Source organism: Halobellus sp. (assembly GCF_042218505.1).
Taxonomy (GTDB): Archaea; Halobacteriota; Halobacteria; order Halobacteriales; family Haloferacaceae; genus Haloquadratum.
This window is the reverse complement of sequence record NZ_JBDGQZ010000033.1, coordinates 1-16,718: the sequence shown is the minus strand read 5'-3', so window position 1 is coordinate 16,718 and position 16,718 is coordinate 1. Positions and strand designations below refer to the sequence as shown.

Genomic DNA, 16,718 nt, shown 5'->3' with positions numbered 1-16,718 from the left:
CGAGTTCGGCAGCAGAGCGTGGACCGTCGCTCGTCGCGGTCAGGATCGACCGGACGTGCTCGTCGTCGAGGAGTTCGACGACGGTGTCCAGGTCCGAATCGCCCATCTCGCGTTCATCCGTCATCGGAACGGGGTATAGATGTTGTGTCGCTGTCGAGTCGAAGCCGGGTCTGACGCCTGGAAACGGGCGGACCGTCCTAATGTCACCCATCCCGATCACCCCACAGATCGATCCCGAAGAGAACGTGGAACGGGACGTCGTCGGTGGCGTACACCAGGCTCACGTCCGTCGGGTTTGTGACGTCGCTCAGGTCGACCGTCGCGGTCGATCCGGTGTCGACGGTCCGGGTTCCCTGCCAGATCGGCTGTGTGTCGATCCGACCAGGGGCCTCCGGGCGGCCCACGTCGTAGAAGAGGTGGGATCCGGACACTGCGTCACCGCCCTCGTGGCGGAAGGTGACCGTGCCGGCGTCGGCATCGGTGTCGACGCCCCAGGTCACTTGCGGGTAGTCGATCGGCTCTCCCTCCTCGGCGCGATAGGGAACGCGCGCTTCGACCGTGGCGAGACGGCTGTCGACGGCGACATCGAATGCCGTGGCTGCGTCGGCGAACCGGAAGGCGTCAGTGCGGAGTGCGTCTTCGAGTTGCTGTGCAGTCGGGGGCTCCTCAGTGTAGCGATACTGGACGAGTTGAAACGCGGCATCCTCGCCGAACCGGAACGAATCAGCCAGGAGCGCGGACCGTCCCGTGGGATCCCGGAGTTCGGTGTTGACGCCCACGTACGGAGAGCCACCGGCGGCCGTCGTCAGTTGGTCGAATGGCTGGCTGGCCTCGTGGAAACGTGGACGCTCGCCGACCCCGGCGTCGACGAGTGCTTCGAGATTGGGGACCTCGTGATGATACGCACTCGTCCAGACAAGTGTGCCGTCGCCAATGGCGACCCGCCGCGGTACGTCGTCGCGGGCGAACACGTCGTGGTCGCGGTAGGTCCCATCAGACGCGTAGCGTGTCTGTGAGAGCGTCTCGATGACTGTCTGTGGGTCGAAGTCGGCCTCTATCACACTCCCGAACACCGTCGTGATGATCCGATCGTAGGCCTCAAACCCGACACCGAAGTAGTCGGTCGTGGCTTTGATATGGGCCCGCCGGAGGGCGACCAGTGCTGGCGCGTCAGACCTCCCAGCGGCGTCCGTGAAAACCGTGAAGTGGTAGCCACCGGGAACCTGCGGAACCTGCGCGACGCTCGACGGGGCCGGAAGCCACCGTCGGTACGATGGCGGATACGCCGCCGGCGCACGGAGCCGGCCGTATCGCTGGCTCGACCCGAGCGGGGGGAGCCCCGAGAGACACCCGGCGGTTAGCGCCGAGAGTGATGTCACGAGGGTCGCAGACCCTCTAGTCAGAAACTGTCTGCGAGTGCGGTCGGTGGAGGGCCGATCTGTGTCAGGGGGCATACTGCACTTCCCTCTGGGAGTGGCTGCCAGGTATAAATCGGGCCCGAGCCACGGGTCGCCGCGGTTCGTCGGTAGTTATTTATACCTGTCTTGTTCCAATCTCTGAACTCGGAGTTGCGGACTCTTTTACCGTATGGTAAGGTACTTTTTTTCGGGGTGTGAAAGGCAGGTATGGTAGATGTTGCCATTGTCGGCGGTGGACCCGCCGGCTTGAGCGCAGCACTGTTTGCCGCGAAGAACGGTCTCGAAACCGTCGTCTTCGACACTGACGAGTCCTGGGTGCACAAAGCGCACCTGTTCAACTACCCCGGGATCCGATCGATCAGTGGCGACGAGTTCCTCACCCTCACCCGCGGACAGGCCGAAGACCGAGGCGCGATCTTCCACGATGTCGAGGTTACGGCCGTCGAACAGTCCGACGACAGTTTCGTCGTTTCGACCGACGACGACGACCACGAAGCCGACTACGTCGTGCTCGCGACAGGCGCCAACCGAGACCTGGCGACGGACCTCGACTGTGAGTTCACCGACGAGGACGTCGTCGACGTGAACCTGGATATGGAGACATCACTCGAGGATGTCTATGCGACCGGCGCGATGGGTCGCGCGGAGAAGTGGCAGGCCGCCATTGCGGCGGGTGACGGCGCGGCCGCCGTCCTCGACATCCTCTCGAAAGAGAAGGGCGAGTACTTCCACGACTTCGATACGCCGGCCGACGTTCCGGACCTGTGAGCGACACGCTGGATCCCGGTCCCCGGCAGGAGACTGGTAGGCATTCTGACTCCCGCCCCGCGCTCGTTGAATTCACATAGGGAGTGCCAACGCCACGGTCAGACGAGAAGCGAGTCAACGCACCACGCTCATATACGAAGTGGATCCTGACGGCACGCTCATACGAGACGCGGGTCAAGTGGCACACTCACGCGAGAAGCGAATCCAGCACGTACTCGTCGATGGCGCGAGGCGCTTCCTCGGGTGCGCTCTCGTGGCCCAGTGCGAGTCGGCGCTCGCGGGCCGCGTGGATCACGTCGGTGATGAGTTGTCCCATCAGAATCGCGTCCACGTCGCGGAAGACGCCGTCTTCGACGCCCGCCTCGATTATCGCGACGATGCTCTCGCGGATATACTCGTAGTGATCGTTGAAGATTTCGCGGTGCTCCTCGTCGTGTTGAGCGTACGCGAAGAGTTCGCAATATACTTTCATTCGCTCCCAGTGGATGAACTCGGCGAACTCCGGTCCGAGCAGGCACTGGTCGATGCGCGCGTTCAGTTCGGCCCGGGGATCACTGCCGGGGTCGATCGCCACGCTGCCTTCGTACTGCTCGATCACGTACTCCAGAAACGAGGACAGCAGATCGTATTTGCCGTCGAAGTGGTAATGAATCACCTGACGTGAGAGTTCCATCTCCGCACCGATGTCGCGGACGCGAAGGTCCGTGTAGCCGTGCTCGCTCACGGCGCGAAAAGTCGCCTTCATAATCCGTTCGCAGGTGTCCTCACTGGGGGGCCGCTTCCGGTTCGCTCATAGAAGTCCTTTGCGTACGGTGTACAGATCCGTTTCTCACCGGTAGGACCGGGCTTTCCGGGGGTCACTCCGCGAACTCCACCCCGGTGAACTCGAACCGCGCGCCACTGTGTTCGCTCGCGGTCACGTCGATGTCCCACCCGTGCGACTTTGCGACCTCGGCAGCGATGCTGAGGCCGAACCCGGTTCCGCCGGATGACGTCGAGTAGCCCGCATCGAACACGCGGTTGCGTTCTTCGGGGGGGATCCCGGGACCGTCGTCCGCAACGTAGAAGCCGTCTTCGAGTTCCCCGATAGTGACGGTGACACTTGACTCGTGGTGATCTGCAGCGTCCGGTGACCCTGGAGTTCCCTCCGCTGCAGACCCGTTCCCGTCTCCATCGGAGGCGCTCGTCGAACCGTGCTCGATTGCGTTTCGAATGAGGTTCTCGAACAACTGCTTCGCTCGCGAGACGTCCACTCGAATCGTTCTGTCGGTCCGTGTCTCCAGTGTGGCGTCCGCTGTCTCCACGTGTTGCCAACTTCGATCGACGATGTCCGATACGGCGACCGGCGAGCGGTCCAGGTTGCTGTCGCTACTCCGCGCCAGTGCGAGGAGGTCGTCGATCAGTGTGCCCATCCGATCGTGAGCGTTCGCGACGTGATCGAGGTGGCGAGTGTCGCACTCGGCACGGGCCAGTTCGACCCGGCCTTCGGCGACGTTGAGGGGGTTTCGGAGATCGTGGCTGACGACGCTCGCGAACTCTTCGAGTTGTTTCTCTCGGCGTTTTCGATTGGTGATATCTCGGCCGATACTCAGGATGGCCTCCTGGCCGCCGTAGGTGATCGGACTCGACCCGATTTCGACGGGGATTTCCTCGCCGTCTTTTGTTTCTCTGACAGTTTCGACCATCTCGATCTCCTCCTCGGGCAGCTGTTCGATCAACTGATCGGTCACCTCCTCGCTATTTTCGGCGGTGACCCCCTCGAGACGCATCGAGAGAAGTTCCTCGCGAGAGTAGCCGGTCCGTTCGACGGCGGCGTCGTTGACCGCGAGGACTTTCGCATCTCTGTCGACGACCCACGCCGCGTCGTTCATCCCGTTGAACAGTTCTTCGTACTCCATACGAGCCTGTTCGAGATCGTGCTCACGGCGTCGGTACTCCGTGATGTCGCGGACTGCGCCCCGGACTGTCTCGACGCGCCCGTCGGACATCTTCGGCACGCCGTGAATCTGGACCCACCGGATAGCGTCCTCGTCGTGGACGCGGCTTTCGATCTCGAACTCCTCGCCGTGGTCGAGTGCACGACATATCGCGTCCTCGAAGGTATCTCGGTCCTCCTCGTGGATCGTCTCGACGACCTGCGAGAGCGAGGGATCGGTTTCGGCGTCCAGTCCGAGCAACGAGGAGAGGTGTTCCGTCCAGACGAGTTCTATCGTCTCGGCGTCGACCTCCCACCCCCCGACGTGTGCGAGTCGCTCAGTCTCGCCGAGGAGGTCCTGGAGGCGGACCAGTTCCGCTTCGCGCTTGCGGCGCTCGGTGATATCGCGCGCGATGCCGACAGCCCCCTCAATGTCGCCGTCGATCACCAGCGGTGTGATGCTGTACTCGATGATTCCGGAGCCGTGTCGCGGGAAGTCGCTCCTCATTTCGCCGCAGAGTTCCTCGCGCTCGCCGTCCAGCAGTTCCTGGTACGGGTCGTCCTCGTGCTCCGCTCTGAGTCGCGGGATAAGGTCGCTGATCTCGCCCTGTAACTCCTCCCGCGTCGTGTCCATCAGCCAGATACTGATTGACCATCCGGAAGCGACCCTCCTCGTCGTAGATGCAGGCCGACTCCTGTATCGAATTGACCATCCGCTCGTAGATGCGGAGTTCCTGGTTCCGCTCTGTCAGGGCCTCACGCGAGCGGCGGTGTTCGACGGCGTTCGCGATGCGGCTGGCCAGCGCCTCGTACTGCTCGGTCCCGGTCTCTTTCTGGAGATAGTCGGTGACGCTTTCGGAGATTGCTCGACTCGCGACGGCCTCGGAGCCTTTCCCGGTGAAGAGAATGAACGGGAGGTCGGCGAACCGATCGCGGACCGCCTGGAGGAGTTCGATGCCGTCACGACCGGGCAGATCGTGCTCGGAGACAATGCAGTCGACGGCGTTCGGATCGGCTTCGAGTCGATCAAGCGCGTCCGTCGGCCGGGGAGCCGTCTCCACACGGATACGGTCGTCCGCCCGTTCCAGAAACGTCGCTGCCACGTTGGCGAACTTCCCGTCGTCCTCGACGTGGAGGACACGAATTTCGTCACCCCGGACGGTCATCAGTGTGTTCCTAGCGACATCAGGTGATATAAAACACGCGCCGAACGGGTCTGCGCTCGGTCATTCGTAGCGCAATGCGTCGATCGGATCGACTCTCGCAGCGCGCCACGCCGGGTACAGTCCGGCGACGACGCCAATGAACAGGCCGATCCCGACGGCAATGCCGATCCACTCCAGTGACAGAGTGAACCCGACCTCGGCGTATCGTGCGGCCGCGTACCCGACTCCGAGACCGACGGGGATTCCTGCAAGCGCGCCCGCGCCGCTCAGCGTCACGGACTCGGCGAGAAAGAGCGTCATCACCTCGCGATTGGTCGCGCCGACAGCCTTCATCACGCCGATTTCCCGGGTGCGCTGCGTGACGCTTACGAGCATAATGTTCGCGATGCCGAACGCCCCGACGATGAGCGACAGAACCGCAACGCCGGTCACGAAGCGCGTAATTCGGTCGATGACCGACTGGACGCTCTCGACGATGTCGGAGCGGGACCGAACGCCGATCTCGGTGTCCGGCGGGAGGAGTTGGGCGGCGTCCGAACCGTTGCTGAGCGACGCCTCCACGGCCTGCTTCACCGACTCCGTCTGCCCTGCGGTGGCGACGACTGTCACCTGCGGATAGGCCCGCTGATCGACGCCGAGCGTCGGCGATTCGACGACCGTGCGGTAGAAGGGATCCGCCGGGAGGTAGAACCGCGGCGTGCCGCTGGCGAAGGCGGGGGTGACACTCCCACGGGTACCCGAGACGATGCCGACGACCGTCACGTTCTGCGTCCGATCTCCGAAGGCGACCGTAACCGTCGACCCGACGGTGAGGTTGCGCTCGAAGACTGTCGCAGCCGCCTCGTTGACGACGATCTCGTCGGCCCCCGCACGGACGGACCGACCGCTGACGAGCACGTCCTCCGAGAACGCCGCTTCGGTCGTCGCAGTCATCCGACTTCTCGCGAGCGTTTGTCCCCTGAAGGTGACCGACGAGGTCGGGACGATTCCGCGTGGGACGACCGCTTTCACCCCCTCGATCGCCCGCAGTTCATCGACGTCGTGGGTCGTGAACGCCGGCCGAGTGAAATCGTCCCCGGGCGGGCCGCCGTCTTCGGCACCGGGGGTGACGTAAATCTCGCTCGCGCCCGTCCCCTGGAACTGCGAAACCACCTCCGCCTGGACGCTCGCGCCGAACGTCGCGAAGGCGATCACCGATCCGATTCCGACGACGACACCCAGGACTGTCAGCACCGAGCGGAGTCGGTGCGCGGTGATAGCACGCCAGGCGAGTCGCCGGACCTCGCGGAGGGGCATCGATCCGTCCGCCATCTCAGGGTTCCTCGATCCGCTCGATCTGGCCGTCGCGCAGATGCACGATCCGGTCGGCGTGCGTGGCGATTCGCCGCTCGTGGGTGACAAGCAGGACAGTGTTACCGTCGGCCTGGAGGTCGTCGAGGAGGCGCATAATGTCGGCTCCTGTGTCGGTGTCGACGTTTCCGGTCGGTTCGTCCGCCAGGACGAGCGAGGGATCGGCCGCGAGCGCTCGCGCGATGGCGACGCGCTGGCGCTGCCCGCCGCTGAGCTGGTTCGGCTGGTGATCCAGTCGGTCGCCGAGGCCGACCCGCGAGAGGAGGTCCGTAGCCCGGTCTCGTCGCCGGTCCGGTGACCACCCGGCGAACACCAGCGGAAGGGCGGTGTTCTCGACGGCGGTGAGCCGCGGCATCAGGTTGAACGTCTGAAAGATGAATCCCACTTCGGTACCGCGGAGCCGGGCACGGTCGCGCTCGGAGAGCGCGGACACCTCCTCACCGGCGACGAACACGCCGCCGGAGGTGGGCGTATCGAGCGCCCCGACGAGATTCAACAGGGTGCTCTTTCCGGACCCGCTCGGGCCCATCACGGCCGTGTACGAGTCCGGTTCCAGGGTGAGATCCACCCCGTCGAGGGCTCTGACCGTCCCGCCGAGATCGTACTCCTTCGTTACGTCGTCCAGCGCCACCTGCGCCGTCTGCGCGGGGACCGTCTCCATCTGTACAGAGGAACGGGTGCGACGCCCCTGAATGTTACTGCCCGCGAGGATGCCAATCAGTCGGTTGCCCCGCTATCGGTCCGTCATAGACGACGGCAACACTGATTGATACCCGAACGCCGCTGCTACGTCACGGACATATGTCCGGTGATGTCGCACGCACACGAGAATCATCACGAACACGTCGACGACGCGGTAACCGAGCGGTCAGATTGGGCACGACGGCGACGCAAGGACATCCCGACGAACAAGAATCTGCTCGTCATCGCCTGTATGGACGAGCGAATCCCCGTCGAGGACGTCCTCGGACTGGAACTCGGCGACGCACAGATCTACCGGAACGCCGGGGGAAAGGTCACCGACGACGTCATTCGATCGGCGGCCCTGACGACGAACTTCTTCGACACCGACGAGATCATCGTCATCAACCACACGGACTGTGGGATGATGAGTGCGCCCGACGACGCGGTCCGGGAGGGGCTCGAGGCGCAGGCGGGCGATGTAGAGAGCGCAGACCTCGACCCGTCGCTCCCCGAACTCACCATCGGCGACGCCGACCTCATCGACTGGGTGAAGATGACCGACGACATCGACGCCGCGTGCAGCGCACAGGTGGAGTACCTCCGTCAGTCGTCGTTCATTCCGGACGACGTCACCGTCTCGGGCTACGTCTACGAGGTCGAATCCGGCGAACTCCGCGAACCCGGCGACCGCATCGCCGCGGAGATCAGCGAACGCCAGATGTAGGCCCGGGCAGACATCCACACCGGTGTGGATTAGGATCGAGTCGCGCAGGCCAAGTCCGCAAACACGGCGACCGCGTTGCGCACCACCGCGTCGTGCGGATCGGTCTCCGGCCGCCGGCGCTGGACCTGACGGAACGACCCCGCCAGTTCGATTCCCTCGGAGATTGCGGCCGCAGTCGCCGCGACAGACGGACTTCGCGAACTCCCGCGTGTGCAGTGCACGAGAACGCGCTCACCGGTTTCGAGCGCCGTCACCACATCCTCGACGGCCGTCGCGAAGAGCGCTTCGTCGTTTCTCGGACCGTCTTTCATTCGAAACGTCGCGACGGAGATCGACGGTGGGAACCCGCCCTCGGGGTCGCTGAAGGTCAGCGAGACGATCCTATCTATCCCGCGAGTGTGGCACAGTGATGGGTCACCGGCATCCTCAATCCGTCCGACGTACAGGTCGGGGAACACTTCATCCATAGTAACCCTGCTTCGACCGGTCACTGATATATTTCGACACCGCACGCCACTGGTTCATACTTTGAAAACGGGTGATCCGTCTCCGCCGTGACCGCGAGACCTGAAGTCGGTGGGATCTGGCTATCAGCGGTGATCGTATAGTGACTTTCGGCAGATAATCTCCATTTCGGCACGGTATCTCTTTACTAATGGGGGTCGAATCGATACGGTATATGGGTGCCGCCGAGGAAGAGATTGGAGTTCTCCACGTCGACGATGCCCCGGATTTCACTGAACTAGTTCGGGACGTGCTCGAAGACGAAGACGAGCAATTCGCTATCGAGACGGCAACCACCGTCGAGAGAGGACTGGGTATCGTGGCGGACCGAGCCCCGGACTGTATCATCTCCGATTACGATCTGCCGGGGCGGGGTGGGATCGAGTTTCTCGAAGCCGTCCGGGAGCAGTATCCTGATCTGCCGTTCATCTTGTACACGGGCAGAGGGAGCGAGAAAGTCGCCAGTGAGGCAATCTCCGCGGGGGTGACTGATTACCTTCGTAAGGAGACTGGAACAGAGCAGTTTCACCTCCTCGCTACCCGGATCAGGAACCTCGTCAGGAAGTACCGACTGGAGCAAACCGCCGAGCGACGAGAGGAACGCCTCAAACTGTTCTTCGACGAATCTCCGCTCGGGGCGATCCAGTGGGATGAGGAGTTCAGATTCCAGCGGCTGAACGAGCGGGCCGAAGAGATTCTCCGATACGAGGAGGCCGAAATTCGGGGTGAACCGTGGGAGGTGATCGTCGACGACGACGATCACAGTCGGGTTGAGGACGCCGTCAGCGACCTGCTAGATGCAGACGGCGGAAGACACGTCATCAACAGAAACGTCAGAAAGGACGGGGAGGTACGGACCGTCGAATGGCACAACCGTGCGGTGACCAACGAGGACGGGGAGGTGCGATCGATCTTCTCGAAGTTCCAAGACATCACGGACCGCGAGAACCGCAAGCGGGAGTTAGAGGAGCACGAAACAATCATCGATGCGCTCACCGATGCAGTCTACGTAATCGACGAAGACGGGCGGTTCACCTACGTCAACGATGAGTTTGTCGAGTTGACTGGATACGACCGGGAGACGATTGTCGGCAACACGCCGTCGTTGATCAAAACCGACGACGCGGTCGAACGAGCGGAGCGGGCGTTAGGACGGTTGCTATCGAGTGGGGGACCAGAGACGATCACGTTCGAGGTGACACTGCAGCCTCGTGACGGGGAGCCGATTATTTGTGAAGATCATATGGGCGTTCTGCCGTACGATGGAGACGACTTCGGGGGGTCCGTCGGGACGTTGCGAGATATTACCGAGGAGAAAGAGCGCAAACGACAACTGCAGGAAGAGCGGGATCGATTCCGGTCTGTTTTCAACGACGCCTTCGATGCGATAGTGATAATCGGCGACGATAGGCGGTACATCGACGTTAACGAACAAGCGACCGAGTTGTTCGGCCTCACAAGGGAGGAACTCATCGGGAAGTCGATCGACACCTCCGCGCCGGGATCGTCCAACTTCGAGGAGGCGTGGCAGGAGATTCAAACGTCGAAACGGGACCGCGGCACCGCTCGGATATCCCGGCCCAATGGAACGGAACGCCTCGTCGAATACGCTGCCTCGGCCGACATTGTCCCCGGCCAGCACTTAGTGATCCTCCGAGACGTCACGGATCACCGGCGGCGCGAACGCCGGTTTCAGGCGCTCGTCGAGGAGTCAAGTGACGTCATTTCGGTTGTCGATGACAGTGGTCGGTTCCAGTATCAGAGTCCGTCGCTGGAGCGGATTTTAGGATACGACCCCGGCGAGGTGATCGGCGACACTGTGTGGGAGTACATCCACCCCGCGGATCGGGACGCTGTCCGCGAGGAGTTCGAGGCCTGGGTCGAAGGCCCCAAGAGCGCACCGGCCGGAATCCAGTACCGTGTTCGGCACGCAGACGGATACTGGCGCTGGATGGAAGGATACGGAAATTGTCAGGTCGACAATCCGGCCGTGAGCGGGTACGTAGTGAACAGCCGCGACATCACCGAACGGAAGGAACGCCAACAGCAGTTGAAAATCCTCGACCGCGTACTGCGACACAACCTCCGCAACGATATGAACGTGATTCGAGGAGCGGCCGAGACGATTCGCAGCGATGCCGCGGCGAAGGGTGCGGATTCCGCTGAGCAGATCATCGAAACCAGCGACCGATTGATCAGAACGGCTGAAAAGGAACGGCGAATTGCGGATCTGTTGCAGGAGTCCCCGAGTCCGAAAGAGATTGCCGTGAAGCCGGTTCTCCAACGCGTTGCTGCGGACGTCAGAGCGGAGCATCCGGACGCGATGCTCGCAGTCGAATGCCCGGAGGGCGCATCGGCGCAGGCCACGAGGCAGTTGGAGCGGGCGATCAGAGAACTCGTCACGAACGCGATTGTCCACAATGGATCCGAGTCGCCGGAGGTCGCCGTGTCTGTCGTCCAGCGCGGCGAGGCGCTCCGGATCGAGGTCGCAGATCGCGGACCGAGCATTCCCGAGATGGAACGAGACATTCTGCTGGGGAACGAAGAGCGGACATCCCTGTACCACGGAAGTGGGTTCGGTCTGTGGCTCGTGCAGGTGGTCATTTCTCGCTCGGGTGGGTCTGTCACATTCGAGCAAAACGATCCGACCGGCAACGTCGTGATACTCGAACTGCCGTCGTGAGAGACTCGGCCCCCCACAACACAGTGCTGTACACGGCGACTATGGATTGTATGACGCTCCGTTCGATATTCCGGGAGTTTTTGAACACGTACACTGTATTACTGCATATAATTACCGGATTGTTATTACACCACAGGAAAAATATAACCGTCTTGCCTATAGATTATATACATATGGAGGCAAGTGAGATAACCGTCGTGTCGGTGAACGGCCGCCTCGCCTTCTACCCCGGCGCGGAGGACGTGCAGGACATCGCTGGGCAATCAGATGTACCGAACGATTTCACTGACCGCGCTGAGGTGGTCACCACGCTGGACGGGTTCGTCGACGACATCGAAGAGTCGGTTGAGCGGTACGACGAATCCAGCGGCGTGCTACTCTGGGAAGCGCCGTACTGACCCCGAATCGGGCGACGGCCCCGACCGCGCGGGTTCGCCCCTCCAAGTCCGAAGCAGTGACAAAGTTGCGAACGCAGCGATTCGTTCTTTATTGGTCGAATCGTCAGTAAGCCGCTTGACCAGAGTTCGTCGTTACCGCTGGAACTGGGACAGGTTTCATCCGACTGATGGTCTCATTCGGCGACCCGGGGATACATTACCGTCCGGCCGTTAGCACGTGTGAGATGAATCTTGACGACCGAGCGACGACCCGCACCGCCGTCGCGGTCGCCCTCCTCCTGACAGTAGCTGGACTGGGTGCTGCCGGCTTCACAATGGCCGCCCCGGATGCGCCGTCCGGCGAGACGATCCTGAACCAGACCGAACAGCGATACGCGGCCGCCGACACGCTGACCGTCGGAGCGACAGTCACCGTGTCGAACGAGTCAACGATGAAGACGGCTACCGTCTCGGCCGTCGCGACTGACGAGAACCAATCACGGGTGAGTGTCGAGTCCGATAACCGCTCGCTGATCACTGGAACGAACGGAACCGCCGCCTGGACGTTCGTGCCGGCGAGCGGGACGGTGACTATCTACCAGAACGAGACTGCTACGACGATCGGTCCGCTCGGAAACACGACCACCCGCAAACTGGACCGCGAGACGCTGAAGGAGAAGTACAACTACACCGAACCCACGGAACCCGCCGGAATGGACTGGAACGAGTCCGACCGCTCGGTCGAGCTGGTCGAGACGACGTCCTACGAGGGCACCGAGGTGCACGTCGTCTCGATCACGTCCACGAACGAGTCAATCGACGGCGAGGCCCGACTCTGGATCCGGACCGCCGACTCAGTGGTCGTCAAGCAGCGCGTGACGACGCCCAATGGGACCGTCGTCGTCGACATCGAGCAAACGCGGTTCAACGTCAGCGTTGCAGACAGTACGTTCCAGCCGCCGACCGCGGACAACGGTGCGGCGGGGCTGACAACCGTCGACTCCGCTGACGCCCTCAACGATGAGGTGGCGTTCCAGGCGGTGGCGATAGACGACGATGCGTTCACGTTTGAGCGCGGCGTCGTCTCGCAGTTCGGCGGCACTGACGGGGCGACAGCGGTCAGCCGGTACACCAACGGCTCGGCGACGGTGACGGTTGTGCAGACCGATGCATCGTCGATCCCGGGCGGCCCCGCAAACGCCTCAAGCGAGGGGATGGCGAGCGAGAACGTCTCGACGGAGAACGTAACCGTCGACGGGCGGTCGGTGACCGTCGCCACGAGTGAGGATCGCGTCGTGGCCTGGTGGGAATCCAGCGACACCACCGTCGCGGTTACGGGTGAGGTTCCGCGGGACCGCCTCCTCGAACTCGTCGAGTCCACAGCCCCGATCACGGAATAGGCCACTACGCCGCCTGAACCGGCCCGTCAACGTCTCTTCTCACACCGAACGTCGTTCAGTAATCGCCCAGGACGCCCAGCCGCCGCGCCCGTTTGGTAGCCGCCCGAAAGACGACGTAGCCGAGTCCTAAGTAGCCGACGGCGACGCTGATGAGGAGCGCCAGCGCCCGAACGTCGAACTCCCAGAGCCGAACGCCGTCCACCATCGCCCGCTGAAGAAGCGCACTCCCGTGCGTCAGCGGCAGCAATTTCGCCCACCCGAGGTCGAACGCCGGCGCGGAGATGAGGCCGACGAAGCCGAACTGCAGGAGGTTCAGCCAGTTGCCGATCCGCTTGTACAGGACGGCGACCCCACCCGCGGCAAAGCCGAGGCCCAACACTGAAACGATGCTGAGTCCGGCGATCACCACGACCGTGAGCAAGTGCAACTGGAGCGTCGAACCGGTGACAAGAAGCATCACCGCGAGGAGGATTCCCGAAGTGAGAAACGTGCGGACGACCTTCGCCACGCCTTTCAGCAGCGCGACGGGCGCGAAGCCGAACGGCGTCATCACGTGTCGTTCGAGCGTTCCCCACTGGACCTCGCTCCCGATGTCGTTCGAGATCGAGGAGTAGGCCCCGACCGAGAGCGACCAGAGGAAGTAGCCCACGACGAGGCCCTCGATGGAATCGGTGAAGGCCTGTCCCGCGATCAGTCGCCCGCCGTAGAAGAGAAAGCCGAAGAAGATGAGCCCGATCACGATGCCCCCGATGGCGTTGGCCGGGTAGCGGACGAAGATGAGGTACTCGCGGTAGAGGACGGCCCGTGCGAGGTGATAGTACGTGGCCGGACGGGAGGTATCCGACGCCGGTGGATTGCTCATCGATCAGGCTCCTGTCGGCCGGTCAGGTCGACGAAGACGTCTTCCAGGTCGGGTTCGGCCGTCGAGACCCGGTCGATCCGCACGCCACGGTCGCGGAGCAGCGCCATCGCCTCGTAGATCTCATCGCCCTCGACTTCGACCTCGACGCTCGTCGATTCACCGCTGCGGCTGACCCCCGTGACGGCAAATTGATCGGCCAGATCGGAACGGACGGCCTCGGTCAGGTCCCGACTCGTGATTTCGAGGGTCTGTGCGCCACGCTGCCGGCGGAGCGAATCGACGGTGTCGTCGGCCACGAGTCGGCCGTCCGAGAGGATGAGAACCCGGTCGCAAACCGCCTCGATCACGTCCATATTGTGACTACTGAGTACGACGGTCAGACCGCGTTCCGCGGCCAGTCGTCGGATCTCCCGCTCCAGCGTGCGCGTACTCTCTACGTCGAGGCCGAGTGTCGGTTCGTCGAGAAAGACGACCTCCGCGTCGCCGGCGAGGACGCTCGCGAGCGATACCTTCTGTTTCATCCCGCGTGAGAGGTCTCGAACCGCCGTGTCGGCGTATTCGGCCAACTCCAGTTGCTCGAGGAGGCGCTCGTGTCGCTCTGCGACCGAGTCCGGATCGATACCGCCGATGGTGGCGAAGTACCGAAGATTCTCCCGGACGGTGAGCCGCCAGTAATCGTTTCGAGCCCCTTCCAGCATCGCGTCTACGCGTGAGTAGGCGGCTCGCGGGTGCTTTCGGACGTCGATGCCCGCAATCTCGACGGTCCCGTCGTCCGGGAGGACCATCCCGAGGATCGATTTGACCAGTGTCGTCTTGCCGGCCCCGTTCGGACCCAGCAGACCGACGATCGACCCCGAGCCGACTTCGAAACTGACGTGATCGACGGCGGTGATCGCGTCCGGACCGTCGCCGAATCGCTTGGAGAGTCCATCGACCGCGATGGCGATGTCGGGGCGTCCCGCGGGCGTCCGTTCACTGACGGCCGCTTCGCTCCTCGAGGCCACTGGGGCTCTATCGGCATCGGCGACGGACGACCGGACCGACCCGTCGCCCTCCTCGCCGTCGTCGGTCGCGGCCAGTCCGCGGTTTCGGCCTGTCATCGACCTTGCTACGGCGGCCAGCGGCAAAAGCCCGTCCCGGAGGGAGCGTCTTCACTCGTGGGCGTGGGGATCGACCGGGAAGTCGCGCTCGCCGGCCTCGATCGGAACGTCGAGCCAGTTCGAGGCGGGGACGAGCGGACACTCGTAGGTGGGGTTGTAAGCGCAGGTAGGGTTGTACGCCATATTCAGATCGAGGATCCACGTCCCGTCGTCGCGCCGGTGTTCGGCCGGCTCCAGATCGATGTAGCGACCCGCGCCGTACGTCTCTTCCCCGCTCGTCGCGTCTCGGAACGGAACCCACAGCCGATCGCTCCCGTCGGTCGGCTCGAACGCGTCGAGCGAAACTGTGCTTCCCTCGACATCGAACTCGAACTGCCCCACCCGTCGGTACGTCTGTTCGCCGTCGGCGGTAGTCTCCACGGCGACCGTCTCGGGTTCGTCGTAGCGATCGAGTTCGAGTTCGAATCGGTAGTCAGGAGTTATCTCGTAGTGATCCAGTCCTGGGAAGTTCTCGCCTCGGAGGTCCCGCGGTATCGGTGAGCGCTGGTTCTCGCGGAAGTACCGTTCCTTCCGTTCTCGGTTCTGTTCGATTGCGGCTAGCCACTTTTTTTCGCTTGGTGAGCTCATTGGTGAATGGTAACTCTGACGCCACGCTGGCGACGGTTAATATTGCACGCGTCGAACAAAAACGCTTTCCCAGGTCTCGGTCGGGGAAGCGCGACTGTATATAAATTGGCAATAATATCTATCTGAATGGTAGTTAGGCCGCGTTTTCGGGACAAGTACTTTCGACTCGATACGAACGAGAGTTTAGGTATGACACATAAAATGTGTATATCAAGGGCTTCTGTGCCCATAATTTGCCGGTTCAGTCGAACCGGGGGGTGCGGGTTTTAAATCAGCATTCGATGACCTCGTCGCGTTTCGTATATCTGTAATAATTAGTTTTACATTGTTTCTATAATACTTACGCTCGCACTCCTCCGATCCCGAGGGATCTCTGAGTGTGTCACCCTCCGAAGAGTTCCGATTACGGACGTTGACGACATCACAGCGCTGGCCTGCAGCGGTCGTTGGGTCCACGCTCCCCACTGCTGAAACGAGATGATCAGCGTGCTAACTCCATAGAACATCATCGAAACTACACCCACTCGCGCTGCTTTTACAACCGGTTTCCGATACCAGGTGGAGCGTGCCAATTGACGGCCTCGCGCCGGAAGTCGGCACCTAGACAGCGGCTGGTTGCTCGCTTGCGTAATCACACAACAGCATCCTCCACTGGTGTATCGTCCCGTTGGCTTGCTGGGGGAGTGGGCCGTGGCACTACTTCAGCGGAATCCCGGCGGGTCGGTGCCAAACGGCCATACACGTTCCGAGGGGTGCTTTCTCAAATTATAAGACAGCGCAACACGAGGTTCTGCGATATGCACCACAGTTCGACCGTCGAAGTGCCGGCCGTAAAGGATTTTTCCCGGATCGCCGCGGAGAACAACCCGGACAAGACGGCGTTCGGTGAGGGGGTCGACGGCGAAACGGTGACGTGGCGAGAGTTTGATAATCGGAGTAATCGGGCCGCAAACGCGTTTCGCCAGTACGTCGGGCAGGGGGACCGGATCGCGTATCTCTGTGAGAACTCTCTGGACCACACGATCCTCTGGAACGGCGGACTGAAGGCCGGCTGTACGGTTTCGAATCTTCACATCCGTGCCTCGGCAAACACCCTGAAGCACTGCATCGACTCGCTCCGACCGAAAGCTCTCGTCGTCG

Annotated in this window: 15 protein-coding genes and 1 pseudogene; 6 read left to right on the top strand and 10 right to left on the bottom strand. The window is 62.4% G+C overall.

Going from position 1 to position 16,718, the window contains the following annotated elements; genetic code table 11:
- Window positions 1-203: 203 nt before the first annotated feature.
- On the bottom strand, window positions 204-1,379 hold the full coding sequence (locus ABEI27_RS10015; protein ID WP_375799263.1) for a hypothetical protein: 1,176 nt from the start codon (window positions 1,377-1,379) through the stop codon (window positions 204-206).
- Between the two features lie 246 nt (window positions 1,380-1,625).
- On the opposite strand from ABEI27_RS10015, the gene ABEI27_RS10010 reads away from it, so the two are divergent.
- Window positions 1,626-2,186 (top strand): FAD-dependent oxidoreductase, encoded by a 561-nt coding sequence (locus ABEI27_RS10010; RefSeq protein ID WP_375799262.1) that lies wholly within the window; start codon window positions 1,626-1,628, stop codon window positions 2,184-2,186.
- 187 nt (window positions 2,187-2,373) lie between these two features.
- On the opposite strand, the gene ABEI27_RS10005 is transcribed toward ABEI27_RS10010, so the two are convergent.
- From ABEI27_RS10005 to ABEI27_RS09985, 5 genes and pseudogenes are all read right to left on the bottom strand, one after another.
- Window positions 2,374-2,931 (bottom strand): TetR/AcrR family transcriptional regulator, encoded by a 558-nt coding sequence (locus tag ABEI27_RS10005; protein WP_375799261.1) that lies wholly within the window; start codon window positions 2,929-2,931, stop codon window positions 2,374-2,376.
- A 112-nt stretch (window positions 2,932-3,043) separates the two neighbouring features.
- Window positions 3,044-4,735 (bottom strand): PAS domain S-box protein, encoded by a 1,692-nt coding sequence (locus tag ABEI27_RS10000; protein WP_375799260.1) that lies wholly within the window; start codon window positions 4,733-4,735, stop codon window positions 3,044-3,046.
- Between the two features lie 238 nt (window positions 4,736-4,973).
- Window positions 4,974-5,267 (bottom strand): annotated as a pseudogene (locus ABEI27_RS09995) (response regulator); the annotation flags it as partial.
- A gap of 60 nt (window positions 5,268-5,327) precedes the next feature.
- Window positions 5,328-6,563, bottom strand: a complete 1,236-nt coding sequence (locus ABEI27_RS09990; RefSeq protein WP_375799264.1) for an ABC transporter permease — start codon at window positions 6,561-6,563, stop codon at window positions 5,328-5,330.
- Window positions 6,564-6,579: 16 nt separating this feature from the next.
- Window positions 6,580-7,278, bottom strand: coding sequence for an ABC transporter ATP-binding protein (locus tag ABEI27_RS09985; RefSeq protein ID WP_375799259.1), 699 nt, complete (start codon window positions 7,276-7,278; stop codon window positions 6,580-6,582).
- 150 nt (window positions 7,279-7,428) lie between these two features.
- Between ABEI27_RS09985 and ABEI27_RS09980 the strand changes: the two genes are divergently transcribed.
- Entirely contained in the window at window positions 7,429-8,025 is a 597-nt protein-coding gene (locus ABEI27_RS09980) for a beta-class carbonic anhydrase (protein ID WP_375799258.1), read from the top strand.
- A gap of 29 nt (window positions 8,026-8,054) precedes the next feature.
- On the opposite strand, the gene ABEI27_RS09975 is transcribed toward ABEI27_RS09980, so the two are convergent.
- Window positions 8,055-8,492 carry a dual specificity protein phosphatase family protein gene (locus tag ABEI27_RS09975; protein ID WP_375799257.1) on the bottom strand — a complete coding sequence of 146 codons (438 nt, stop codon included), beginning with the start codon at window positions 8,490-8,492 and terminating at the stop codon, window positions 8,055-8,057.
- Between the two features lie 212 nt (window positions 8,493-8,704).
- Here ABEI27_RS09975 and ABEI27_RS09970 point away from each other — a divergent pair, with 212 nt between their 5' ends.
- The 3 genes from ABEI27_RS09970 (at window position 8,705) to ABEI27_RS09960 (ending at window position 12,989) form a co-directional block, all read left to right on the top strand.
- Window positions 8,705-11,212 (top strand): PAS domain S-box protein, encoded by a 2,508-nt coding sequence (locus ABEI27_RS09970; RefSeq protein WP_375799256.1) that lies wholly within the window; start codon window positions 8,705-8,707, stop codon window positions 11,210-11,212.
- A 173-nt stretch (window positions 11,213-11,385) separates the two neighbouring features.
- On the top strand, window positions 11,386-11,610 hold the full coding sequence (locus ABEI27_RS09965; protein ID WP_375799255.1) for a hypothetical protein: 225 nt from the start codon (window positions 11,386-11,388) through the stop codon (window positions 11,608-11,610).
- 224 nt (window positions 11,611-11,834) lie between these two features.
- Window positions 11,835-12,989, top strand: a complete 1,155-nt coding sequence (locus ABEI27_RS09960; protein ID WP_375799254.1) for a DUF4367 domain-containing protein — start codon at window positions 11,835-11,837, stop codon at window positions 12,987-12,989.
- Window positions 12,990-13,044: 55 nt separating this feature from the next.
- On the opposite strand, the gene ABEI27_RS09955 is transcribed toward ABEI27_RS09960, so the two are convergent.
- From ABEI27_RS09955 to ABEI27_RS09945, 3 genes are read right to left on the bottom strand one after another with little or no spacing between them, the layout of a single operon-like run.
- Entirely contained in the window at window positions 13,045-13,851 is an 807-nt protein-coding gene (locus ABEI27_RS09955; protein WP_375799253.1) for an ABC transporter permease, read from the bottom strand.
- Window positions 13,848-14,951, bottom strand: a complete 1,104-nt coding sequence (locus ABEI27_RS09950) for an ATP-binding cassette domain-containing protein (RefSeq protein WP_375799252.1) — start codon at window positions 14,949-14,951, stop codon at window positions 13,848-13,850. Before ABEI27_RS09950 ends, ABEI27_RS09955 begins: the two co-directional genes overlap by 4 nt.
- A gap of 51 nt (window positions 14,952-15,002) precedes the next feature.
- Window positions 15,003-15,578 (bottom strand): DUF1684 domain-containing protein, encoded by a 576-nt coding sequence (locus ABEI27_RS09945; protein WP_375799251.1) that lies wholly within the window; start codon window positions 15,576-15,578, stop codon window positions 15,003-15,005.
- 797 nt (window positions 15,579-16,375) lie between these two features.
- On the opposite strand from ABEI27_RS09945, the gene ABEI27_RS09940 reads away from it, so the two are divergent.
- The coding region (locus tag ABEI27_RS09940; RefSeq protein ID WP_375799250.1) for an AMP-binding protein at window positions 16,376-16,718 on the top strand (343 nt) is incomplete at its 3' end.